The sequence below is a fragment of the Melioribacteraceae bacterium 4301-Me genome, from assembly GCA_041538185.1.
GTDB classification, from domain to species: Bacteria; Bacteroidota; Ignavibacteria; order Ignavibacteriales; family Melioribacteraceae; genus Pyranulibacter; species Pyranulibacter aquaticus.
Genome location: JBGORM010000008.1, coordinates 20,316 through 44,486, shown reverse-complemented (window position 1 = coordinate 44,486; position 24,171 = coordinate 20,316). Strand labels below are relative to the sequence as shown.

27 protein-coding genes are annotated in these 24,171 nt (G+C 32.5%); all 27 read right to left on the bottom strand.

Annotated elements, in window-relative coordinates:
• The 27 genes from ABRY23_12480 to ABRY23_12350 all read right to left on the bottom strand — a co-directional run bounded on the left by ABRY23_12480 (nt 1) and on the right by ABRY23_12350 (nt 24,171).
• Nucleotides 1-1,110, bottom strand: coding sequence for a flagellar basal body P-ring protein FlgI (locus ABRY23_12480; GenBank protein MFA3783869.1), 1,110 nt, complete (start codon nt 1,108-1,110; stop codon nt 1-3).
• Nucleotides 1,111-1,118: 8 nt separating this feature from the next.
• Nucleotides 1,119-1,694 (bottom strand): flagellar basal body L-ring protein FlgH, encoded by a 576-nt coding sequence (locus tag ABRY23_12475; protein ID MFA3783868.1) that lies wholly within the window; start codon nt 1,692-1,694, stop codon nt 1,119-1,121.
• A 5-nt stretch (nt 1,695-1,699) separates the two neighbouring features.
• Complete coding sequence (gene flgA / locus ABRY23_12470) at nt 1,700-2,428, bottom strand: flagellar basal body P-ring formation chaperone FlgA (protein MFA3783867.1); 729 nt, start codon at nt 2,426-2,428, stop codon at nt 1,700-1,702.
• A 47-nt stretch (nt 2,429-2,475) separates the two neighbouring features.
• Nucleotides 2,476-3,276 carry a flagellar basal-body rod protein FlgG gene (gene flgG, locus ABRY23_12465; protein MFA3783866.1) on the bottom strand — a complete coding sequence of 267 codons (801 nt, stop codon included), beginning with the start codon at nt 3,274-3,276 and terminating at the stop codon, nt 2,476-2,478.
• A 20-nt stretch (nt 3,277-3,296) separates the two neighbouring features.
• Nucleotides 3,297-4,007 carry a flagellar hook-basal body protein gene (locus tag ABRY23_12460; GenBank protein MFA3783865.1) on the bottom strand — a complete coding sequence of 237 codons (711 nt, stop codon included), beginning with the start codon at nt 4,005-4,007 and terminating at the stop codon, nt 3,297-3,299.
• A gap of 2 nt (nt 4,008-4,009) precedes the next feature.
• Nucleotides 4,010-4,564 carry a hypothetical protein gene (locus tag ABRY23_12455; protein MFA3783864.1) on the bottom strand — a complete coding sequence of 185 codons (555 nt, stop codon included), beginning with the start codon at nt 4,562-4,564 and terminating at the stop codon, nt 4,010-4,012.
• Nucleotides 4,561-5,856 carry a hypothetical protein gene (locus ABRY23_12450; GenBank protein ID MFA3783863.1) on the bottom strand — a complete coding sequence of 432 codons (1,296 nt, stop codon included), beginning with the start codon at nt 5,854-5,856 and terminating at the stop codon, nt 4,561-4,563. Before ABRY23_12450 ends, ABRY23_12455 begins: the two co-directional genes overlap by 4 nt.
• Nucleotides 5,843-6,733: an HDOD domain-containing protein gene (locus ABRY23_12445; protein MFA3783862.1), complete on the bottom strand. Its 891-nt coding sequence runs from the start codon at nt 6,731-6,733 to the stop codon at nt 5,843-5,845. The genes ABRY23_12450 and ABRY23_12445 overlap by 14 nt, the downstream gene beginning before the upstream one ends.
• A 4-nt stretch (nt 6,734-6,737) precedes the next feature.
• Nucleotides 6,738-7,631 carry an HDOD domain-containing protein gene (locus tag ABRY23_12440; GenBank protein MFA3783861.1) on the bottom strand — a complete coding sequence of 298 codons (894 nt, stop codon included), beginning with the start codon at nt 7,629-7,631 and terminating at the stop codon, nt 6,738-6,740.
• Nucleotides 7,624-8,250 carry a sigma-70 family RNA polymerase sigma factor gene (locus ABRY23_12435; GenBank protein MFA3783860.1) on the bottom strand — a complete coding sequence of 209 codons (627 nt, stop codon included), beginning with the start codon at nt 8,248-8,250 and terminating at the stop codon, nt 7,624-7,626. The genes ABRY23_12440 and ABRY23_12435 overlap by 8 nt, the downstream gene beginning before the upstream one ends.
• Nucleotides 8,251-8,266: 16 nt before the next feature.
• A complete protein-coding gene (locus ABRY23_12430) occupies nt 8,267-8,467 on the bottom strand; it encodes a hypothetical protein (GenBank protein ID MFA3783859.1) in 201 nt (66 codons plus the stop codon).
• Nucleotides 8,468-8,555: 88 nt separating this feature from the next.
• A complete protein-coding gene (locus ABRY23_12425; GenBank protein MFA3783858.1) occupies nt 8,556-9,392 on the bottom strand; it encodes an AAA family ATPase in 837 nt (278 codons plus the stop codon).
• A 5-nt stretch (nt 9,393-9,397) separates the two neighbouring features.
• Nucleotides 9,398-10,498, bottom strand: coding sequence for a hypothetical protein (locus tag ABRY23_12420; protein ID MFA3783857.1), 1,101 nt, complete (start codon nt 10,496-10,498; stop codon nt 9,398-9,400).
• A complete protein-coding gene (gene flhA, locus ABRY23_12415; protein MFA3783856.1) occupies nt 10,488-12,539 on the bottom strand; it encodes a flagellar biosynthesis protein FlhA in 2,052 nt (683 codons plus the stop codon). The genes ABRY23_12420 and flhA overlap by 11 nt, the downstream gene beginning before the upstream one ends.
• 1 nt (nt 12,540) lies before the next feature.
• Nucleotides 12,541-13,629 carry a flagellar biosynthesis protein FlhB gene (flhB, locus tag ABRY23_12410; protein MFA3783855.1) on the bottom strand — a complete coding sequence of 363 codons (1,089 nt, stop codon included), beginning with the start codon at nt 13,627-13,629 and terminating at the stop codon, nt 12,541-12,543.
• Entirely contained in the window at nt 13,629-14,405 is a 777-nt protein-coding gene (fliR, locus tag ABRY23_12405) for a flagellar biosynthetic protein FliR (protein MFA3783854.1), read from the bottom strand. The genes flhB and fliR overlap by 1 nt, the downstream gene beginning before the upstream one ends.
• Nucleotides 14,402-14,671 carry a flagellar biosynthesis protein FliQ gene (gene fliQ / locus ABRY23_12400; protein ID MFA3783853.1) on the bottom strand — a complete coding sequence of 90 codons (270 nt, stop codon included), beginning with the start codon at nt 14,669-14,671 and terminating at the stop codon, nt 14,402-14,404. Before fliQ ends, fliR begins: the two co-directional genes overlap by 4 nt.
• A complete protein-coding gene (gene fliP / locus ABRY23_12395) occupies nt 14,671-15,426 on the bottom strand; it encodes a flagellar type III secretion system pore protein FliP (protein MFA3783852.1) in 756 nt (251 codons plus the stop codon). The genes fliQ and fliP overlap by 1 nt, the downstream gene beginning before the upstream one ends.
• A complete protein-coding gene (gene fliO, locus ABRY23_12390) occupies nt 15,423-15,758 on the bottom strand; it encodes a flagellar biosynthetic protein FliO (protein MFA3783851.1) in 336 nt (111 codons plus the stop codon). The genes fliP and fliO overlap by 4 nt, the downstream gene beginning before the upstream one ends.
• Complete coding sequence (gene fliN / locus ABRY23_12385; protein MFA3783850.1) at nt 15,758-16,150, bottom strand: flagellar motor switch protein FliN; 393 nt, start codon at nt 16,148-16,150, stop codon at nt 15,758-15,760. The genes fliO and fliN overlap by 1 nt, the downstream gene beginning before the upstream one ends.
• A gap of 16 nt (nt 16,151-16,166) precedes the next feature.
• Complete coding sequence (gene fliM / locus ABRY23_12380) at nt 16,167-17,171, bottom strand: flagellar motor switch protein FliM (protein ID MFA3783849.1); 1,005 nt, start codon at nt 17,169-17,171, stop codon at nt 16,167-16,169.
• Nucleotides 17,172-17,189: 18 nt separating this feature from the next.
• Nucleotides 17,190-17,786, bottom strand: a complete 597-nt coding sequence (locus ABRY23_12375) for a flagellar basal body-associated FliL family protein (GenBank protein ID MFA3783848.1) — start codon at nt 17,784-17,786, stop codon at nt 17,190-17,192.
• A gap of 667 nt (nt 17,787-18,453) precedes the next feature.
• Nucleotides 18,454-20,130: a flagellar hook protein FlgE gene (locus tag ABRY23_12370; GenBank protein ID MFA3783847.1), complete on the bottom strand. Its 1,677-nt coding sequence runs from the start codon at nt 20,128-20,130 to the stop codon at nt 18,454-18,456.
• Between the two features lie 101 nt (nt 20,131-20,231).
• Nucleotides 20,232-20,606: a TIGR02530 family flagellar biosynthesis protein gene (locus ABRY23_12365; GenBank protein MFA3783846.1), complete on the bottom strand. Its 375-nt coding sequence runs from the start codon at nt 20,604-20,606 to the stop codon at nt 20,232-20,234.
• Between the two features lie 30 nt (nt 20,607-20,636).
• Nucleotides 20,637-21,323, bottom strand: a complete 687-nt coding sequence (locus ABRY23_12360) for a flagellar hook assembly protein FlgD (GenBank protein ID MFA3783845.1) — start codon at nt 21,321-21,323, stop codon at nt 20,637-20,639.
• Nucleotides 21,324-21,331: 8 nt separating this feature from the next.
• Complete coding sequence (locus tag ABRY23_12355) at nt 21,332-23,599, bottom strand: flagellar hook-length control protein FliK (GenBank protein MFA3783844.1); 2,268 nt, start codon at nt 23,597-23,599, stop codon at nt 21,332-21,334.
• Entirely contained in the window at nt 23,596-24,171 is a 576-nt protein-coding gene (locus tag ABRY23_12350; GenBank protein ID MFA3783843.1) for a MotE family protein, read from the bottom strand. Before ABRY23_12350 ends, ABRY23_12355 begins: the two co-directional genes overlap by 4 nt.

Below are 24,171 nucleotides of genomic sequence, written 5' to 3'. Positions count from 1 at the left end.
TTACATAATAATTAATTCAGCTGTTAATGCTCCTGCTTCTTTTAAAGCTTGGAATATTGATATAATATCCTTTGGCGAAACTTTTAACGAATTCAATGCACTAGCAATTTCTTGAACAGTCGATGCTCTCCCCAGCGCAATAGTCTTTGATGAATCTTGTTCTACATAAGGTACAAGATTATTAAATATTGCTGTGTTCCCTCTCGAAAATGCTTCGGGCTGAGATATTATTGGATATGACCTAATAATGATATTCAAATTCCCATGTGTTATAGAAACTGGTTGAATAATAACATTATTGCCAGCTACCACTGTTCCAGTTCTCTCGTTCAACACAACCTTAGCAACATCATCAGTCTGCACGTTAATACTTTCTAATTCGGCTAAAAAAGCAACAACATTATTAGCTTTATCCTGTGGTATTTTAACATCAACCTCAGAAGCATCTAAAGGCTTAGCAATTTCACTGCCGAACTTAGAGTTAATTGCATTAGAAACATTATTGCATGTAGTTATATCTGGTTCTTTTAAAAATATTCTCACTTGATTTAATTCGTCAAAGTTTGTTGGATGGATTTCTTTATCAAGCACCCCGCCTAATGGCACCCTACCAGCCAAAGCATGATTACTGGCAATTCTATTACCAGTGGGAGTACTTATATCGTATCCGCCAATTGATACAGGACCTTGCGCAAATCCATAAACATTTCCATCAAGAGCTGAAAGCGGGGTCATTAACAAGGTACCGCCGCTGAGACTGCGAGCATCGCCCATAGAGGAAACAATTACATCAAATTTAGTCCCAGGCTTGAAATAAGAATTAATTGTTGCTGTTACCATTACTGCAGCCACGTTTCTAACACGAAGGTCTGATTGAGGAACTGTAATACCAAATCTCTTTAACATACTAGTAATTGATTGAACAGTAAAAGTTGAACGATAGCTATCACCTGTACCAGCCAAACCAACCACTAATCCATAACCAATAATTTGTTGTGAATTATTTCCTTCTAAGAAGGCAATATCTTTTATTCTTTGTGCTACTGTAAAAGAGTTTAACAGTAAAAAAATTACTAAAAGTTTAGCAGCATTAAAGTTGTAAGTTCTCATGTTAGCACCTAAAATAACCAATGAAAAAGTTTTGTTAACCAGCCAGGTTTTTGTGCATTATCAATTATGCCGCTGCCTTCAAAAACTATTTCAGCTTCGGAAATATTATACGAAAGCACCGAATTATCAGCTGCTATATCTGAAGGCCTAACTATGCCTTTTATATAAATCATCTGCTCTTCCCCATTAATTGAAATTTTTCGACTACCTTTAATAACTAAATTTCCATTGCTTAGCACAGAATCTATTGTGGCACTAATTTTTGTTTTTACAACGCCTACCGTTTTTGTGGAGCCCGAGCCTGAAAAATCGTTGCCAGTGCTCAAGGTTGCATTGCCAGAAGATGAAGTTTTATTATTAACATCAAACCCGCCGCTTAGACTTAGGTTACTTGATCTTCCAGTTTTTGTTTCAGCATTATTGGAAGCTTGTGAAGATTCTACTACTATAATTGTAATTGCATCGCCAACTCTGCTTGCTTTGTAATCAGAAAAAAGTGAGGAGCCGGCATTTTGACTCATATTCTGGCTGCAGATAGCAGTTGTAAATAATAAAGATAATATTATTATGTTTTTATGTTTCATTTCATTTACTCTACTATTAAAACTTTGTTTTTATCATAAATTTTTGCCGAAAAGTATTTATTATCTGAGGTTCTAATTCGAATTATGTCTCCAATGTAGCCTTCCTGCCGCGCAAAGGCTAAAAAATTAATTTCTACGTTTCCCTTAATTAAAAATGCAATAACATTTTGTCCCAAATTAACATCCGGTTGTTTTTCTACGCTTTCTTTTAATATCACTTCTCCTTTTCTAATAAAAGTTTTGGCACGGTATCCCTCTATCACATCAAACGACTCAGCAGGTGTACCTTTTAATGAAGCCACATCATAAAGCTTTACTGTTAATTGTGAACTTTTAATTATTTCTTTTGGTTTTATATCTTCATCAGCAATTAATATTTTTTTAAAAAGAGAAAGTTCAACTGTTATAATTAATTTCTCATTTTTCCCATTCTTGCTATTAGAAACGGTTATATAGCCGTATTTCCCATGTCTTGTAAATTCAGCATTATTTAATTCCAATGGTTGGTCATTATTAATCTTAGTGATTACCTTAAAAGAAAAAGACTCGTAATCCACAAGTTTATGTGTTAAGTATTCTTTAAGTTCTTTTTTCACATTTACATTAAAGCCGGAAGTTTTACTGTTAACTTTCCCATTTTTATTTACGGCTATGCTGCAATTTATTTCTGCATGATTAAGCACCTCTTTCATATACTGTGCAGTAAAATTTTTTTTGCCTTCTGCTGTGCTCATAGGTAAAAACAAGTACAATATGTTTATTAAAAGCAATATCATATTAATTATGTTCTTTTAAGATTGTTAGCCATTGTCATCATATCTTCAACTGTTTTAACAGTTTTAGAATTGATTTCGTAAGCTCTTTGTGCCGCTATCATAGAAATCATTTCTTCAACAATATCCACATTTGAAGATTCAAGGTAGCCTTGGTTTATTTCTCCAAAACCGTTTGAGCCTGGGGTACCATAAATTGGTGCACCAGAAGAGCTTGTCTCTTCATAAAGGTTATTTCCAATTGATTTTAGACCGCCTGGGTTAAGAAATCTAACAAGCTGAATATTATCGAGCTGCACTTTACCACCACCGACCTGCTCAACTTCAACTGTGCCATCTTTATTGATTATTAAATTTAGTGCATCTTCGTTAAGTGTAATTTCCGGGTCAAGATAATAACCGCTTGCTGTAACTATTTTTCCTTCGGCATTAATTTTAAAAGAACCATCTCTTGTATAAGCGTATGTGCCATCAGGTCTTTTCACTTGAAAGAAACCATCTCCCAGAATTGCAAGGTCGAGCTGATTGTTAGTTTGAGTTAAATCGCCTTGAGTAAATATTTTCTGTGAAGAGACTGCCTGTACACCATTGCCTACTTGAATTTTATCCGAAGGTGCTTTTGCGGCTTGTGATAAATCTGATGTAAGTGTGCTAATAGGAATTTCCTGGTACATCATGTCTTGAAATTCAGCTTTGTTCTTCTTAAAACCTGTTGTGTTTATGTTAGCAATGTTGTTTGCAATAACTTCAATATTTAATTGCTGGGAATACATTCCAGAAGCAGCAGTTCTTAAAGCCCGAGTAGACATAATACCTCCAATTGTAATTATTAAACTTTTCCAATTTCAGTTGCCTTTTCCATTATATTATCGATATAATTCATTACTTTTTGAGCAGACTCAAAGTCTTTGCTTACTTTAATCATGTTTTCCATTTCTTCTATTGCATTTACATTTGAATTTTCCAAGTAACCTTGTTGAACTTCAAAATCTGAGTCTTCAGCTATTAAATAGCTGCCATAAGTAATTTTATAATTGTCAGCCCCTACTTTTGTTAGTTGGTCATCATTTTCAAATTTTACCACTAAAAGTGAATCTACATCAATATCGCCTATCTTGATATTTCCATTTTTGTTTATTTGTATTTTCTCATTATTGTTAAAAAAATTATCATTTGTATTGATTGGTCCATTCTTGCCTAAAAGCTTAAGTCCATCCCCATTCACAATATAGCCGTTTTCAGAAATAGTAAATTTTCCGTTGCGAGTGAAGTAAATTTCTCCGTTATCATCTTGTAATGCGAAAAAAACTTTCCCTTTTAGAGCTAAATCTAAAGGATTAGAGGTTTGTTCTAATTCGCCCTGAGTATAATCGGTGTACTCACTTAGTTGCGGTATATTATAGCTATCAATTATATGTGAAAATGTTGAGTCTTTCTTAAATCCAATTGAGTTCATATTAGCCAGATTATTAGCAATTATATTTATCAGTTTATTATTTTTTTCTAAAGTGCGAGCCGCTGCATAAATTCCTTTTACCATTTTTACCTCCACTTAATGCTGTTATTTTCAATTTGCCCGTTCATTTTCATTGCTAACATTAACTCTCCCTTAGCAATATTCATTTGTCGAGCTTTTGTTACTACTTCTCTTTCATCAGAAAGTGTTGAGGCGGTTAAACAAAGTTTTGTACGTATTTCTTTAAGTCGTGGGTCAATTTTCCTAATAAATTTTTCCTCTCTTATCAATTGTATATTTTCTTTCAGATTAGATTTTATTGGCTTATTTCTTTTTCTGCGCCTGATGTAAACCACAAGAAAAGCAGCTACAGCGGCAAATAACATAACGGCAATTCGTATATTAAGGGAGTTAGCTGAAAAGCTGAACTTTTTATTTATGTATATATTTTTTTGTTTGATATTTTCATTAATCTTATTATCAACTTTAAGAGCAACATGTGGAGTACTTTTTTTCTGAATAGCTTTTTGAATTTCAAGCTGAACTAATTTCTTCACATCAATAGAATCGGTCGAATTTGATGCTTCAGAAAATCCAAGAATAGGATTAACTAATACCAACAACAGCAAAAACTTAATCATAGCATTTTCCTCACTATTGGAAACGAAAGGGTTATGCTTGTGCCATTTGTTTTATCGGTTTGCATATTCATTTTGCCGTTATACTTCTTCATTAAGCTGTTAATCATTATTATACTTAAATCTTTAGTTGGATTTTCTTCATAATTATAAATTACAGGTAAGTAATCTGTAGTAATAATTTTAATAACCACATACTCATTATTGCTTCTTGTTTGAATTAAAATACCGCCCATATTTTTTTCTTCGCTGCTGCTAAGCAGTGTAAAAACATTGGTTAATATTTGCAGTATATCGTTGGGTATAGAAATTATAGTAGGGATATTTTCTTCTAAGTCTAATAAACACTCATAATTTATTTGACGCAACCGTGCGTTTACCACTGAATGATAATTTTGTATTATCTCGTTTAGGTTGCATGGCTGATAGTTAGTTTTAGAGTTATTTGAATCGACAAATCTAATCAGAGGGTTAAGAAGCGATTTTATTTTATTAACTTGTTCTTTAATGTTCTTCAATATTTCATTTGCATCTTCATTTGCATCCATTGAAAGTAAGTCTGTACTAGTTACAATAACCTGCAAAGGAGAAAAAATATGCTCAACAACCCCTGAGGTTAATTCACCAATAGCAGAATATTTATAATCATTGGTCAATTTAGACTGGTATAAATGCAATTCTTTGTAAGTATCGTTAAAATTCACTTTGTAATTAATTAGTTCCATTTTCCTAATTAAAATATCAAGTAAGATGGAAATGACCTGCGAAAGTTTTGAATCGTTTAATAGATTATTTGAGGTTGAAAGTACCGATAAAAAACCTTTTTTAATTTTATATTCTACTATTGGATAAATGTAGTTTATGTAGGTTTTATTTTTATAATACCTTTGAATTCCAGCCGCAGTATTTTTGCTAAAAATTTGTTCAAGCGTACCGGTTTGATATGCTTTATTTAGAAATGAAAACTCCTCATGATTTATTGACTTGCCTACAGGCTGCAAAGTTCTGCCGTTTTCATCAATAAAATAAATTGAAGCATTCTCGTAAGGAATTAAATCGCACAGAATTTGATAAAAAATATCAAATAAGCCATCAACTGATGAGGCATTTTGCGTACGCTTACTGAAATAATTAATAATGTTAATGTAAGCTGGTTCCTTTCTGGGAATATTAAATACCGAAGTTTGCTGCTTTACGGTATAATTGTTTATTCCCGAAGCTTCAACTTGATTCTGCCTTAAAATAGAATCAAGATAAGGCTCGTAGATATGAGTATTTTCTCTAATCAGCCTCAATTTTAGCTCCTAATTCATTTGCTTGTTCAATTAATGTTAACACGTAATTGTTTACAAAATTGTCAACATCCTCAACAGAGTCAAATCTAAAAACATCAAGAACTTCTTTATCGAAAACCAAATCCTTATCCCAATAATATTTATTGCCAAAAGTTTTATATATAAGGTAGTCAGAAATATGAACTATGGTTGGCAAGTATCTATCTTCTTTAGATTTCGATGGATAGTGATGAAAATTAACTGCATTTGAAATTGCATCCGGCAGGTTCCACTTATTCAAAAGAAACTTGGCAACTTCTTCGTGAGTCATGCCTAAAACATTTTTCTCTGCTTCTATCATTGGTATATTGTTTTGTTGTACCTCTTCATAAATACGCACAAAGCTTGAGTGCATAAATCGATGTACTATAGAAATGCCAATATCATGAATAAAGCCGGCTATAAATGCCTTGTCAGAATCAACATACCCCAAGTCGTAGGCTATTCGTTTAGCTAACAAGCCAGTTAAATATGAATGAATGTAAAATTCTTTCTGGTCCAAATATTTATCGGATTTATTTTTAAGCAGTTCTAAAATTGCCAAAGCAGTAACTATACTTTGTAATTCAGAGTAACCCAGTATCATTATAGCAAAATCAATGGATGACACAATTTTCTGTAAACCATAGTAAGGCGAGTTTGCTATTGATAAAATTTTAACCACAAGACTTTGGTCTTTAGAAATTTCTCTGCTCAGTTCACTTGTGGTAGTTTTTTCGTTATTAATTAGTGCTAAAACATTAGAAAGAACTTCGGGCATAACCGGCAAAGTGTAAACATTATTGATTATTAATTCAGTTCTTTCTCTCTTAGAGTTATTTATTATTTGACTTTCCATGTTGTTATATAATTATGTTTTCAAATTGTAATTTAATTTTATCTTCAAGGCTCTCGATATAACTTTCCAATTTTTTATGATTATCAAAACCTAAGATTGACAAAACTTGCTCATCTAATTCAAAATGGTCATCCCACATATAATCACCAAGCTGCAGTTTATTTGTTATATAGTCAGCCAAATGAATAAAAGAACTAACTAGTTTATTATTCTTTGATTCAGAAGGGAAGTGATGATTTGCTACTGCCTCGCATAAAGTCAATGGCAAATTCCATTTTTCCAATAACAGTTCACCAACTTCTTGATGTGTAAAACCAAGAGTTATATTTTCTGCATAAAGGCTATTATATTTATTTTCAGTTATTAGTCCACTTATTTTTTTATACTCTTCCTCATAATACCTTTGAATAATTGAAATACCCAAATCATGCAGCAAGCCAGCAGTAAAAACTTCATTAGGATTGCCATAACTAAATTCTTCTGCAATTTTTTTAGAAACACCAGCTACCATTAGCGAGTGTATCCAATATTTCCTAAGATTCATTTCGTCTTTTTTTCTTTTATTAAATGTTTCAATAATTGTTATAGCAATCACAATATCCCTAATGTGGTCGAAGCCCAGTACAACAATAGCAAATTCAATAGTAGAAACTTTTCGCGGAAGACCATAAAGTGGAGAGTTGGCAATTTTCAAAATCTTGGCTGTTAAACCTTGATCTTTGTTTATAATATTAGCTAACTCATTAACGCTGGTTAAAGGATTATCTAAAAGGTTATTTATCTCAATCATTATAGTAGGAATTGCCGGTAAGTTTCGTATTAGACTAATATCCGGCTTCTTTCCACGAGGCTGTGAATTCAAATTTTCTTGTTTTATTTCAGGTCCTTGTTTATACATTCATGTATGCCAATTTTTTCTTCAATGTATTAATTATTTTTGTATGAACTTGTGAAACTCTCGATACAGTAATCCCCAGTACCTTTGCTATTTCCTTGTAATTGAGTCCTTCATAATAATATAAAGTAATTATTAACCTGTCCCTCTCGTTAAGTGCCTTTAACTGTTTCTTTAGTTCTTCTTTTATTTCATTGCTTTCAAGAATTTTATCGGGCGTCTCTACATTATCTGGAATTACCTCATAGAGTTGACAAGATTCCTCTGCGTTAAAGGCAGAATTAAGCGAAAGCTGAGAATAAATATCATTTAGATTTTCAGATTGATAAACTCTTTGTTTGGCATTGACCTTGCGTATTTCATCAATAATTTTACCACGAATTCTTTGAATTGCGTAAGTCTCAAATTTAGTCCCATAATCTGGATTAAATCTGTCAATTGCTTCGCTTAATCCTTCAATCCCATACTGAAAATAATCTCGGTCTTCAAAAATTCCATAATTAATTAACTTTGTGTTATGAATTACGTAATGGACGAGGTTAACATAATTAAGTATAATTTCTTTTTTAACCTCTGGAGAATGTGTGGTTTTATACTTATTCCACAAAAAATTGTTATCCATTAGATTTTCCTAAAACTTAATTACTATCTTTTTTATAAAAATTTTTCGAAAATGATTTAATTAAAATGATGCTGAATACACCGGCTATGATAGTTGTAAAAAGAAATAAAAGCAGCGACCTAAAAATTATGACTTCAACAGGAAGCCCTCTGTAAGCAAAAAATATTATCCCAATGAAAAAGACCAACAAACCAATATTCAAAACAATTTTGTTCATCTTCCTCTCTTTTTTTATTCAAAAAGGCAAAGATTATACCAAGCAGAGGTCTCAATAAGTAATGAAATAAAAATAATTTTGAAGGGTGCTAAATATTAGGCTGGCTACTATTATACAGTTGAACAAATTTCTCAACCTTCTCTTTTATGTTCTGGAGTTCTATTGCGGTCTTACTATCGCAAGAGCTTTCAACTAATATTTCTTGATGAACTAACGATTGATGAACCTGAGAGGATAAATTAATGCAGCCCAGTAGCGGGACTTTAATTTTTAAAAAGTTTGTTAATGCCGATTGAAGTTTATTATGCGTTTCTAATCCTTCAATTTCACTATCCACTTTATTTGTAATTACAGCAAAGTTATTAATTCTTTTTTTACGATAGAAATATTTAATTAAAACATAAGCATCCATTACACTTGTAGGTTCTGGAGTAATTACAAAAAAGATAAAATCAGACCTTTCTAAAATGTTGAGTGTGTATGGACTAACCCCTGCACCAGTATCAATTATTATATAATCATAATCATTAATTCTTTCTTTTAATTGATTGCAGAAAAAATTTATTTGTGTTTCTGTGGGGTAATAAAAATTTGAAGTGCCGGAATTTGCAAAAATAACATCAAGGTTTTCATTATTTTTTTGTATTAATTCTTCTAAAAGAATTTCGTTGTTAAAAAAATCAACAATATTTTTTTCAGTATTGTGATTCATTAAAATTTCAGCGCTTGCCAAGTTAAGATCAAAATCAATTAGCAGTACCCTTTTGTTTTCCTTTGCAAATAAATGAGCAAGATTAACAGAAAGAAAAGTTTTTCCAGTACCGCCTTTGCCTGAAGTAATTGATATAATTTTTTTGGGAAAAACAGAATTTTGAACAGAATTAGCAAATATCCTTCTTAGCTTTTGTGCTTGGTCGTACATCATTATACTCAAACGAGATTTCTCTTATAAATTAATTTGGCTATGTAATCTTTGTCAGCGGAAATTATATCATCAGGGATAACCTGGCCATTTGTTAGAAACATAATGGGAATTTCAAAATCATAAGAAACATTAAGTATATTGCCAAAGGCAGCTGCTTCATCAATCTTCGAAATTAGCAGTGAATTAATACCAAACATTTTAAATTTGTCGATGCTTTCGTAAAGGTTTTTAGTAGAGCTTGTGGAGCTTAGGACTAAAATTGTCTCATCAATTTTCAACTGTTCCAAATAATTTTTTATTGATTTAAGTTCCTTAATATTTTTTTGACTTCTGCCAACAGTATCAATAAACACGATATCCTTATTTTTCAGTTTGTTCATTTGGACAACTACTTCTTTCGGCTCGTAAGCAACAAGCATTTCAATATTGCTAATTTCAGAAAATATTCTCAGCTGGTCTATCGCGCCTAATCTGTAGGTATCGATTGAAAGAATTCCAACTTCAAGGTTATGCAATATTTTGGATATTGCTGCTAATTTCGCAATACTTGTTGTTTTACCCACGCCGGTTGGTCCTACAAGTGCAACAGTCATTGGTCTTTTTTTCTTATCCACATAAAATTCTTTTGTATAAATCATTGAAGAAATGCACGAGGTTACATAGTCATCCAAATTTCTTTGATTCAATAGATGCTTGCTTTTTAATATTTGCTCAATTATTAACTTGACAATTGCTTCTTTTACTTCACGAAATAACAGTATTTCAGAAATTTCATTTAAATCATTTTGCTCAATTGTGTTGTTCTTCTTGCCAAAATCTTTGGCAGCTACTATTTCCTCTTTAAGAGAATTAATTTCATCAACCTCGTTCCTATCGTTTTCTTTATTTAAAATAAGATATTCATCCTCAATAGAATCTACCTTATCTTCAATTAGCACATCTGTTTCTTCTACTCCCGATGTAATTTCAAAGTATTTTATTATTCCTTGAGGGGTATTTTTCTCTACAATTCTTGTTGAAAGTATAACGGAATCTTTTCCCATATTTTTCTTCATTAACTCTGTAGCTTCGTGTAGAGTTTTCCCCCAGAACTTTTTAATTTTCATTTGATACCTCTAATTTATCTACAAACTCTACTTCTACATTGGATGGCAATTCAGAATAAGACAGAACTACAATATCAGGGAAAGTTGAATTAACAAGTCTAAAAAAATACGGACGAATAGTAGCATGAGTAATTATTATTGGCACATAACCTACATTTCTAAATTTGTTCACTATTACTTCTAAATTTTTATTTAATGTTTTTAGTAACGATGGCGATAAACCCAGAGTGTGAATTGCCTCTTTTTGTTCTTGAAGTGATTTTGTTATCATTGATTCTAATGACTGTCCTAATACCGCTGCATGTATAACGCCATTGTGGTCTTTATAAAGATTAGCTATTGTTTCGCCTAATGAGTGCCTAACATATTCAGTAAGCACATCAACATTTTTAGTAACTCTCGAATAATCAATTAACGCTTCAAGAATTTGAACCATATCTTTTATTGGAATTAACTCTTTCAGCAAATTTTGCAAAACTTTTTGTATGGTTCCTAATGGTAAAATTTCAGGATTAATTTCTTCTACTACTGCTGGGTACTCAGCTTTTAAGTTCTCCAATAATTTTTTTACTGCCTGTCTAGATAAAATCTTATCAAAGTTATTTTTTAATGTTTCTTGAAGATGAGTTGACAAAACCGACAAAGCATCAACAACAGTATAACCAAGCAGTTCAGCTTTATCCTTTTCTTCTTTAGAAATCCAATAAGCTGGCAGTTTAAAAGCCGGGTCGTATGTTGATATCCCCTGCAGTTCTTCTTGAATGTGGCCTGGATTCATAGCAAGCCATTTATCTACATGAACTGAATAAGAAGCAACTATATTCCCTTTTATTTTAATTATATATTCGTTCGGTTCTAATTGTAAATTATCTCTCACTCTTACAGGCGGAATAAGCACACCGTATTCCATTGCAATATACTTTCGCGTTGAAGCTATTTTCTTAAACAAATCACCACCTTGCTTTTCATCGACAAAACTTATCAGGCCGTACCCAATCTCTATTTCAATTGGGTCTACTTGCAAATACTGTTCAACTTTCTCTTCCTTTTTTACCTCTTCAACTTCTACATTTTCGGCCTCTTGAGTTGTTTCAGCCGCTTTCTCTTTCTTTACAAGATAACTGCTTACACCTAAAATTGAAGATAATATCATAAATGGAATTGTAGGCATACCAGGCACAAAACTAAAAAGAAATACCATTGATGCAACAACTGCAAGTACTCTGGGATTTGAAAGCAATTGTGTTTTCATCTGAAAATCTAATGCTGTGCCAGCCGCACTACGAGTAACAACAAATCCAGCAGAAGTAGCTATAATTAGTGCAGGTATTTGTGAAACCAGTCCATCGCCAATAGTAAGAATTGTATATTTTCTTAATGCATCATCAAAAGTTAACCCTTTTTGAACAACCCCTATAATAAAACCACCAATAATATTAATACCATTTATCAACAATCCTGCAATTGCATCTCCTTTAACAAATTTACTTGCACCATCCATTGCACCGTAAAACTCAGCCTCACGACTAATTTTTTCTCTTCTTTCCTTAGCTTCAGCATCGTTAATTAAGCCGCTGTTTAAATCTGCATCAATTGCCATTTGTTTTCCGGGCATAGCATCAAGTGTAAAACGAGCAGCAACTTCAGATATTCTCCCGGAACCTTTAACTATAACAATGAACTGAATAATTACAAGTATAATAAAAACTATAACACCAACTACATAATTTCCTCCTACAACAAAATTTCCAAACGATTCAATTACTTTACCTGCATAACCATCAATTAAAATTAAACGTGTAGAGCTGATGTTTAGTGCTAACCTAAAAAGAGTGAGTATTAGTAAAAGTCCAGGAAAAACTGAAAGGTCCAAAGGAGATTTTATATACAAAGAAATTACAAGAATTAAGATTGACAGACTTATATTAAGTGAAAGGAAAAAATCTAAAAAACCGGCCGGGAGAGGCAGAAGCATTAAACCCAGCATTAGTAACAAACCGAATGCTAAAATTATATCGCTATTTCTATTTAACGCTAACATCTTATACTATTTTCCTGTGTCTTTTTATTTTACCTTTTTGGCTGTAAATATAAGCCAGCACTTTAGCTACGGCATGGAATAATTTTTCTGGAATTTCATCGCCAACATCACAAAGTCTGAACAAAGACCTTGCAAGCTCTTTATCTTCATGAAGCGGAACATTATGTTTTGTAGCAATTTCTTTAATTTTTTGAGCCACATCATCTACACCTTTCGCAACAACTTTTGGTGCAGCATTTTTCATCGAATCATACTTTAATGCAACAGCATAGTGAGTAGGATTTGTAATAACAACATCAGCTTTTGGTACCTCCTGCATCATTCTCATTTTAGCAACAGATAACATTTTACTTTTAATCTTGCCTCTAACAATTGGGTCTCCTTCTGCTTGTCTTTGTTCTTCCTTAACCTCTTGTTTTGTCATCATCATATCTTTCTTAAACTTATACTTCTGAAAAACAAAATCACTTCCAGCAATTACAGCAAATATTATAGAAAGTTTTATAATCAAAGAGGTTGAGCCATCAAGCATGTAATTAACTATTTGAGGTATTGAGTAATCGATTAATGTGGGTGATTCTATAACATATTTTTTTACAACAAAGTAAGTAAACAGTCCAACAATTGTAAATTTAAAAATGGTCTTAAGAACCTCCACAAAGGTACGAGATGAAAAAAAGACTTTTTTGAAGCCTTTTATCAAGTTTAACTTTTCGATTTCCGGCTTCAAAGCTTTAAAACTTATTTTAAAGCCGACTTGACCGATATTTGAAATAAGTGCAAAAGCTACAATTCCTATCAATACAGGTGATATGCAGGAAAATAAAAATAGAACTCCTTTAACAGCATAAAGCTGAACTAAATCTTTGCTTATTGTCAGTTCATTAAGTGAATTAAAAATATATCTGCTGAAGGTTGTAATGTTATTTCCAATAAAATTTTTAAATGCGAGAAGCAATATTAATCCAGCACTAAAAACAGCAAATGAATTAATCTCAATACTTTTTGCGACTTGTCCTTTTTTTCTGCCTTCCTCTAACTTTTTAGGAGTCGCTTGTTCAGTCTTTTCTTGTCCTTCAATATCCGGCATTAGGCACCCATTGCTTTTATTATTTGATACAAGCTATCTTCATACGATCTTAACATCGATTTAATAACATAAACATACAAAGGGACTGATAACGAAAGAATTAAAAAACCAAGTCCAATTTTTAATGGCTGAGTTACAAAGAAAACCTGCATTTGTGGAATTACACGCGAGAGTATCCCCTCTGCAATATGAAGAATAAAAAACGAAACTAAAATTGGCGAGGCAATTTTTATTGCAATAACAAAGACAGCACCAGAATATTTTATTAACAATTTTGATAAAGATTCATTAACAACATACTTGCCAAGCGGAACAACTCTAAACGAAACATCTAATGCTTTTATAATGTAGTGATGCCCATTAATCAACAAAAAAATTAACATTGCTAAAAAATAAAGTGCTTGACCAATAACATCGTTCTCTGTTTCATCAAAGGGGTTCAGCACTTGAGATGCACTTAATCCCACATCAAAACCCATTATTGAACCAGCAAATGAAATCCCGTAAAAAAGTAAATTCAATGTGAATCCAATTATCAATCCAGTTATTATCTCTTTAATTGCATTAATAACAATGAACCACAAATTCAGTTCAATTTTATAGGTGGCTTTGGGTAAAACAAAAAACAAAATATAAGCTATTAAAATAGACAAGAATATTTTTGTTACTACGGGAACGGCGCTGTTTCCCAAAACCGGTGCAGCAACAAAGGCAGATATAATTCTTAAAAAAATCAAAAAGAAAATTACAAAATCGATTTGAAGCACGCCGTTCATTTCACTACTGTAGTTAGTAAATTAAATATTCTTACAGTAATTGATATCATTTTATCCATGATCCAAGGAAGCAACAAAATAATAACCACAGCTGTAAATAAAATTTTTGGTACAAACGTAAGTGTCATCTCTTGTATTGAAGTTGCTGCCTGAAAAATTGAAATGATAATACCAACGATAAGTGACACACCAAGAATTGGCAAAAGAATAATAAAAACAGTATAAAAAGCATCTGTTAAAATTTCTATAACAAGTTCTTCTGTCATTATCCGAAACTCCTTATTAGTGAACCAACAACTAAGTTCCAGCCATCGACTAAAATAAAAAGCAAAATTTTGAAAGGAAGCGAAACCATCATTGGAGGGATCATCATCATTCCCATAGAAAGCAAAATACTTGATACAATCATATCAACCATTACAAAAGGGATAAACAAAAAGAATCCCATAATAAAACCAATTCTCAGTTCAGAAAGAATGAATGCTGGAATTAAAATGTATGTTGGCAGTTCCGACCTATTTTTAGGTCTTTTCAAATTAGCCAGGCTTGCAAACAATTCAATATCTTCTTCGCGGGCGCTTTTGAACATAAAATTTCTTATTGGTTCAATACCCTTGTCATATGCCTCCTGCATTTTAATTTTTCCATCCATTAATGGTTTAACAGCATCATCGTAAACCTTATTCCATGTAGGAGCCATTACAAAAAAAGTAATAAACAAAGCAATACCGGCAAGTAATTGGCTGGGTGGCATTTGTTGAGTGCCTAACGCATTTTTTAAGAAATGAAAAACTATTATTGTTCTTAAATAAGAAGTGGTCATTATTAAAAGCGAAGGTGCAACTGAAAGTATCGTCATTAAAAATAATATCTGCAAAGTAACAGATACATCTTCAGGTTTATCAGATGATTTTATGTTTATCCCAATACTTGGTAAAGGAATAGTTGGATTTGCCTGCGCTTTAACACTTACGGTAAATATTGAAATAAGAATTATTCCAGTTAACAAAAAGTTTTTCATTTAGGATTTATATTTTTCTTTAAAATTTCCCAAAAGCTTTGTTTTTGTATGTTGCTAAAATTTTCTTCCAAATTATCAGGATAATCAAACTCTTTTAGTAGTGTAATTGAATGGTCGGTAATTCCAAGTACAAGTAATTTATCTTTTATTTTAACTACAGAAACAAATCTTTTAGGGAAAATCATTTGTGAACTAATTAGTTTAGCAGTGAACTCTTTACTAGCCGCAATATTAGACTTAGTTGAATATCTTTTAACAAACCACAGTGCGCCGCCAAGCAATGCAGTTATCACTAAAAGCGGGAAAATCATTTTAAGAATATCAATGAACATTACAGTATTCCCTTCAATCTGTCTGAGGTGTCAATTAAGTTTGTTATACGGATTCCAAAATGCTTATCAATAACTACAACTTCACCTTCAGCAACTTTTTTGTTGTTGACATAAATATCCACCGGCTCGCTTGCTAATTTATCTAACTCAATTACATAACCACGTTCAAGCTCAAGTATGTCTTTTAACAGCATCTTAGTTCTTCCCAATTCAATAAAGACGTTCAGCTGAAGGTCGCGTATAAAGTTAAGTCTTTCTGTTGTAACAGAGCCTCGTAATGTTGATTCATCAAATTCTTCGAATTCAGCTGTTTTTACTTGTTCTTCAGACTGTGGTTCTGCTTGTTTTTCTTCTTGTGTATTCTCATTTTTTAATTCAGTTTCTTGACTCATAACCTTACCTTATTTCTTATATTGTTATTTGTCTTGTTAAGTTAGTTGGATTTTGGCTAATTCTGCGTGTAACTTTAATTGCTTTTTGTTTGTTGGAAACACCAGGTATTCCGTAAAACAATTTTTTATCGTTGTACTTTACAACACTTTCATCCCCAATTTTATTGGAAAGCATTATTATATCACCTTTTTCAAGTTCAAGTAGTTCTTTAACAGTGATTTTAGATGTACCGAACTCTACACTAACAGGTATCTCCACATTCATTATATTTAAGGTGATAATTTCTTTAGATGTAGTACCTTGATATTTTGTCGGTCTTAAAGAAGTAAACTTTTGAGAGGATAATTTTGCTAAAATAGAATCGAAAGCAAAAGTAGCATAACATAAATTCATTAAGTATGTTCTTTCACCAATTACAATTTCAAAAGTAACCAGAAGCACAGATTCATTTGGCGAAGTTATTTGTGCAAAATCAATATCAGGTTCAAACCTGTCAATAACAAATTCTAAATTATCAATTTGCTGCCAAGCTTTTTTAAGGTCAACCATTACCCTTTCAACAACAATCTGCAGAACTTTTTGCTCAATTGGAGTAATTATATTTGTTTGTTTGGTGCCAAGTCCATTGCCGCCCAGCAATCTGTCTACAAGCGTAAAGGAAAGTTCAGGTGTAAATTCAAGTATCCCTTTTATATCTGTACCTTTAATTTCATACGTAAACAAACAGGCTGGATTTGCAACAGAAAGCACATATTCAGAGTAATATAATTGGTCTACTGCTGTCACATTAATTACTACAACTGACTGTAATTTGGAAACTAAAAACGAAGCTAAATTTTCTGCAAACAATTCATGTATGTTTCGTATAGTTCTAAGTTGATTTTTAGATATTCTGTTCGGAAGTCTAAAATCAAATAATACTGCCTCTTTTTGTGGCTCTGTCTGAGGTTTCTCTTCTTTGCCACTCTTTACATTATTCAGTAAAAGGTCAATTTCCTGCTGTGATAATACCTCTGCCATCTTTAACCTTTCATGTTATCAATTAATTATATACTTACTGAAATAAACCTTATTGATTTTAATGTCAGAGAATAACGAGCTTACACCTTTGGAAATCTCCATTCTTAATGAATCTTTGTACGCTGCATTACTTAACTGATCAATAGTTTTACTGGAAAGAATGGAAATAATTTTATCCTTTACTAAAACTTCTTTGCCTTGCAGTTCTTTTTGAAAAGATTCTCTGGGCAAATCAAAAGCCAATGAAGAAAGCAGAAGCTTTTGGCCATTCGTTCCCGCTGGGTTTACAATTACATCTTCTACTGAATAAATATATTTCCCGATAACATCCTGCTGCTGATGTGTTGTATCGTTTAATGGTTCGGTTTTATTTTCTGATGCAGTGTCTGCTACAACGGCACTATTTGAATTGTTAATCTTGGGTAAAAGAATATTCGCTGTAACAAAGTAAACAACAACAAGCTGCAAAATAAAAAGGGGAAGTCCAAATAAAATTATTTTCATATTAAAACCAGATTTTTTGCCTGGCACTTCTACTTTAGGGGGATTTTCGCCCTCTTTTGCCTGGGAATCAACCTTAATTGTTGTCTCAGTCCTTTTCTCTTCGTTTTCCATATTTTATCTGCTTTTTTGCTTCTATTATTCAATAGATATGCCATTAGACAAGTAAGAAAAAAGCGAAATTTGAATGAATTAAGAATAATAATGTGGTTAATATTATTCAGTTGCACGAATTCAGTAAACTGATGCAGTGATGAAAACAGATGATTCAAACGATGTAGGATTGAGGTCCCTACAACCACTTATGCTTCAAAGAAAAAAAATTAAGGATAAGGTAATAAGGTTAATTTTTCTTTTCTGGTAGTGATGTTGCTAAGGTTATTTAAAAATAATGAAAATTCACCACCTTGTGGTAAGTTTATGTTTATGGCATAATTTAATCAAAGGCTCATCAGTATCATTATTCTATTGAAATCTTATTAGCTTGTTTGTAAGTCAATTAAAATCATTTCAATTGTAGGGTTTAAGGTTTCTTCGCCCATTACGTTCTCCGTGAATTCTCTGTGGTTCTCCGTGTAACTAATGAAAAGAAAGCTGATGTCTCAACCAACCATACTTTTACTGTCATTGTGAATAAACGAAGTGAGTGAAGCAATCACTAACAAAAAAATTCACGACTTCTTAGACAACAAACTTCACTCTTGTTCTTTGTCTAACAAAGTTTACAATAAGGGAAAAGATTCCACCCTTAGGCAGAGTGGAATCTTTTAAGGGCTGAGGGCTATCTGATGAGGTTTGTAATTTCTTGCAATAAATTATCAGCAGTTGTAATTACTCTTGCATTAGCTTGGAAACCGCGCTGTGAAATAATCATCTTTGTAAATTCTTCAGACAAATCAACATTTGATTGTTCAAGCGCACCAGATTGAATTGTAGTAGCTGAATTTTCACCTGGAGTATCAATTCTTGGGTCACCACTGTTAGCAGCTACATTGTACATATTATCGCCTACGCTCACCAATGCATTCAAGTTTTTAAAAGTAGCAACCATTATTTGAGCCAATTTTCTAGAATTACCATTTGAGAAAATACCAATTATATTGCCATACTGGTCAATATTTAAATTAGTTAATGCAGCTGAAGCAGAACCATTCTGAGATAAAGCTGCAATCTGTGAACTTAAGTTTGTTTGTGTTACACCAGCTGTTCCAGTACCAAAATTTAGATCAATTACTTGTGCTTCCGCACCACTTGCTGGTGTAAAAGTAACTTGTGGTATTGGGGGAGTACTAGTAACCTGATTACCTGCCTGCCATATACTTTGAATTTGACCATTAGGATCAAAATAAATTTCACCATATGAATTAGGGCTAAGAGAACCACTTGAAGACGGAACAGATACTGCCCAGCTCCATCTATTGCTATCTATATGTTCAAATTTTACGGATAAAGTATGAGGGTTACCTAAAGAATCGAATATTGTTACTGCACCAAGTACTGGCTCGGCTACTTCTCCCTTATCTACTCTTACAACAACATTGCTATCAGCTTGTAAATTACTGAGAGAAGAAAAATTTAGTTTGTAGTCAATTTTTTCTGTGGCATCTTGGATAACAATCTGATTAGTAGTTGATGTACCTGTAACTGGATCGAAAGTAAGCGACTGGCTTCCAGTAATTGGGGTACCGAGAGGATTCCCATTTTTATCTCTAATTTCATAGAAATACGTCCAATTACCCGATGTATCTTCTTCGAATCGGCTCCATAACTGATATTCTGTGCCGTCCTTGTTGTAGATCTTACTTGTACTCCAATCACTATTAGTAGGCCCCGGGTAATATTGTGTTGAACTAGGTGTTTCCTTTTTCAAGTTCCCTACTAATTCTACAATATCAGTCCTTATAGTAGTAGAGCTGCTTTGCAAGTTACCTCCCCAAGATACATTTGTGGTTTTAACTGCGGGCAACCTTAAATTTTTATCAATTACAACGTCTTGTAACGTCGTTCCAGCAGGAATTTCACCTAAACCATTTGCAATTTTACCCTGTACAACAGCACCATTTTGAGGATTAACTAATTTACCATCAGCATCAAAAATAAATGCACCGGCACGAGAATAAAATTGCTGTCCATTACTTTTCAGTATGAACAAGCCAGGTCCCTGCAGTGCTAAATCAGTAGTTATTCCAGTTCTTTCAAATGTGCCTTGATTCCAGTTGCGGTCAATTGAATTAATCTTCATTCCAAGTCCAATTTGGAATGAGTTCGTACCACCAGTATTACTTGTAGGATTGGTGCCTGATTTAATAAACTGGTTAAAAGTATCGCTAAATGTTATACGCGAGCCTTTGTAGCCAATTGTGTTAACATTAGCGATATTGTTACCAATCACATCCATCATAGATTGATGGTTGCGTAAGCCGGAAACACCGGCGAAGAGTGAATTTAGAAGTGCCATTATAACCTCCTGAGATTATTTCACTAATTGGCTCAGCTTCAGTCAGTCGGCTGAACCGGGAGCGTCCTCGGAAGGTCCCGCTCCTTTGTTAATTAAAAATTTTATCCGAAAACTACACTGTCAATATTTGTGAAAACATCATTGCCTTCATTGCCAAGTTGCAGTGCAGTGATAACTGTTTTATTAGGAATATTAATAATGAAAGCAGTTTTGTCCATCATAATTAATGAGTCTTTTGCACCTTTCATTTCAGCTTTTTCAATTGCATTGTTTAGTCTTTGTAACTCAGCTTCAGAAAATTGAATATTCCTGGATTCCATTCTTTTTAGCGCATGATTAGAAAATTTAATCTTATCAAGCTCTTGAGTAAAAATGTCGTTGAACTGTACACCGCTGTTTCCAAATTTGTCCGGCTCTAAACCTGATTTTTCAACTATGGGTAAAAATGGAACTTTAATGCCGTTAATCTCGTTCATTTTTTACCTCCCATAATTAGCCGATTACAATTAATTGTTTCCACTTTTTAATATCTCCAAAACATCAGACAAAGAATATTCGTTGGAATCAACAACTAATACAGTGCCTTTATCAGTAAACCTGACACCATCAATAATGCCATAAATAAAACTGCTTGAGTTCATTGTTTCACCCTTAGAATCAACTGCATTTACTTTTATGGTGTAATTACCTTGTGCTACTTTACTACCATTATTATCGGTAAAATCCCATAAAAGTTTATGTTCACCGCTCCAATTTTCCAGTCCATCAAGTGTTTTAACCAAATTTCCATTTTGGTCGTAAATACTTAATGATATCGAAGATGCCTGCGAGGGTAAATTATATCCAATTTCAATGTTATCTTGCCCATTATAATTAAGCGTATCCGAAGAAATTTTCACTTTGTTGCCAATTAATGTGGCAGTAAGTGTATTGTTAATCGATTGAGTTAAAAGGAAGTTTGAATTAATACTGTTATTTACTGCTTCGTTTAAGTTTGACAGCTGTTCTAATGCGCTAAATTGAGCTAATTGTGCTGCAAAATCGGTACCCTCTAAAGGATTAAGAGGGTCTTGATTTTTTAATTGTGCAATGAGCATCTTAAAAAAATCATCCTTACCCAAAATTGCATTGCTGCCACTTAAAGTTGATGCATTGTTAGCTGAGCTGTTTGTACTGCTTACGTCAGAAACCATTATTCCTCCTACATTATAAAATCGTATGTGTTATAACCCATATTTTTTACAATTTCAATGTTAACCGAACTTGGCCGGACGGATTCAATTTTACCAACATTCATCCTTCTTTTACTTTTGTTCTGCTGTTCGGATTTTTTATACTCGGAATTTGTTGTTACACTGTAATTTTTCACGCTTAGCCCATTTTCCATTAACGCATTTTGAAGTAATTCAACGTTGTTTTTTAACAGCTGCTTAACCAAATCGTTTTCTACTTGAATTTTAGCACTTATCGAATTTTTATGTACCTCTAAAGAAATATTAATCTTGCCAAGATTTTCTGGTTCAAGTTTCAAAACAATTTCTTTTTTATCGTCGTTCTTAAGTGTTTTTGTCAATTCTTCAATAAGATTATCAATGTGAACAGCACCTTTTAATTTGGAATCTAAAGTTTCTGGTTTTACAGATAAAGTATTATTCATCTTATCGACTATATAAAAAGCTTTTTCATTGCTGCTTTGAGTGTTGTTATTATTTTTATTCGAATCAGAAAATTTTTCGAAAAATGACGAGTTTTTAGTTGTGTCAATTACTTTCTTTGTGTTTGAGGCTCCATCTAATTTATCAACATTGCTAATGTCATTCTTTTGTTGTAAAGTGTCATTGTTCTTTGGTAAGCTGTGTTCAGATAAACTGGTGTTTACAATTTCTGCCCCACCATTTGAAGCTAAATCGTTTTTTATTATTGAACTGGCATTATTAAAATTTTTAGGCTCTGTAAGCGAAGTGTTTTGGGACTTAACATCATTCAATGAATTTACCTTATTGCTGCCTGCATCCTTGAAAAATTTGCTCAACTCTTCAAAATTTGACTTATTAGTTATTTCCTTTCCGGAGGCATTATCGCTTACATTATTTACCTCACTTCTTTTTGGTTCTGCTGTTAATTTGTTTTCATCAGTTTTGTTAGGACCAATTTGTTCAATATCATTTTTAGCAATAATTACATTCTTATTGTTAGTAGAAAATTGATTCAATAAATCCACAGTGTTTTGATTTTCACCAGCAGCTACTTTAACTCCAAGAGAATCATAATTTCTTAAACTAAAAATTACTGGCTTACGGTCAACTTTCTCTTCTGATTTAGCGAAAAATATGTCGATATCATCATTGTAATTGTTAAGTTCTTGTTTAACATCATTAATATTTTTACTTGGAGTATTATTAGATTCACTCTTGGAGTTTTTAACCAAGAAATTATTTTGCAATATATTTTCTGCTGATGAGCCGGAAGAGTTAACATTAATCGGGTTAACTGGCTTAACATCAATAAAAAAATACTTCTCGTTGGAATTAATATTAAAATTTTTATTCTGAACAGAAAAATTATCAGCATTTGCATATTGAGTAGTAGTTTTGGAAGATAAGTCCTGCATATTCGTAACAGAATTAAGCTGAACTCCTTGTGAGAGCTCAGCCGATTTATCTGTTACATTGTTGTTAGTATCTCCCAAGTAAGTTCTTTCAAATTCGAGTGGCAATTTATTTTCATCAATAGATTTTATGATAAATCTTAAGCCATTAGAAACAATTTCTACGTTAGCGTTTTGATTGTTAAGGATGTTTAGTAAACTATCATCAACTGAAGGTTTCTTGTTTATTTGATATCCATTAAAGTTAGTGTCGAGCCGATGAATTTTTAGTTCATCAATTCCATTAATGCTGCTTATTTTTTCAATTATAACAGAAAGTTGATTTGAATCAGCTAAAAGCGAAAAATCTTTAACGAAAGCAAATTTATTATTTGACTGAAAATCGTTAGAGCTAACAGAATTTGTCTCTTTTGAATTGTCTGTCTTAACTTGAGTTAAAAGTGCAAGAAGTTGATTAAAATCAATTAGAAAAGTAAGAGGAATGTCAGTCTGAGTTTCTTTAGCATCAACACTAGTTGAACTGTTCAAATTTTCACTTGATACATCCGAAGAATCAACTGGCATTACAAATCCAATTGTGCCGCTTTTCTCGTTTTGAAGTTTTTGCAGAGGCATTCCTTCATTTACATTTGACGAAACTAATCCAATCAAAGGGAAGCCAAGATTACTCAACATTTCATTTTGATTAGCAAGTTCATTCTGTGGACTTGGCAAAGCATCGACCATACCCAAATTATCCATATTTATTTTAATTATATCGCTAAACAAATAATTTGGCTTTACCAACTTAGATTTAGTTTGGTCGGTATTGCTGTTCGCATTAGCGTCAAAAAGAAATATTGGATTAAATTGCATTATCATAAAGATTCAGTATATTTTTTTGCCACATCAGGACTTAATTCAGACAAAATTGCAGCAGCTTGTTTCTTTTTTATCTTATAAAGTATTTGTCTCGATTCATTATCGGAATATTTTTGAATTATTTTAGCTGCTTTTTTAGGGTCCATCTCTTCAAACAATTTTGCTGTCTTTGCTAACCATTCTTCATCTTTTTTTTTACTATTTACGGCAGCCGAATCACTGTTAGACTGCTGTTCTTTAGTTTTATTCATTAAGTTTTGCACCATTTTGCGTATTATTCTCAATGAATCAATTAATTTTTCATCTAATGGCGAGGAAATAAAAACTGTATCGTACTTTGTAACAATTTTCGGAGAAATTTTTCTGTCCATCGAACCAGATAGAGAAATTCCAGCGTTTGCAGTTTTAGTGTTATTAACTGCCGAATGGATAATGGTTCTGTTTGCAATTTTTCTCTTAGAAAAATCGAACTGAAAAATATTTGTGTACTGATTATTGAGCCAATAAATTAAACCCGTTACCAGCAAAAATGCTAAAAAGAATATGCTTGCATAAATAATTTTATATTTCAT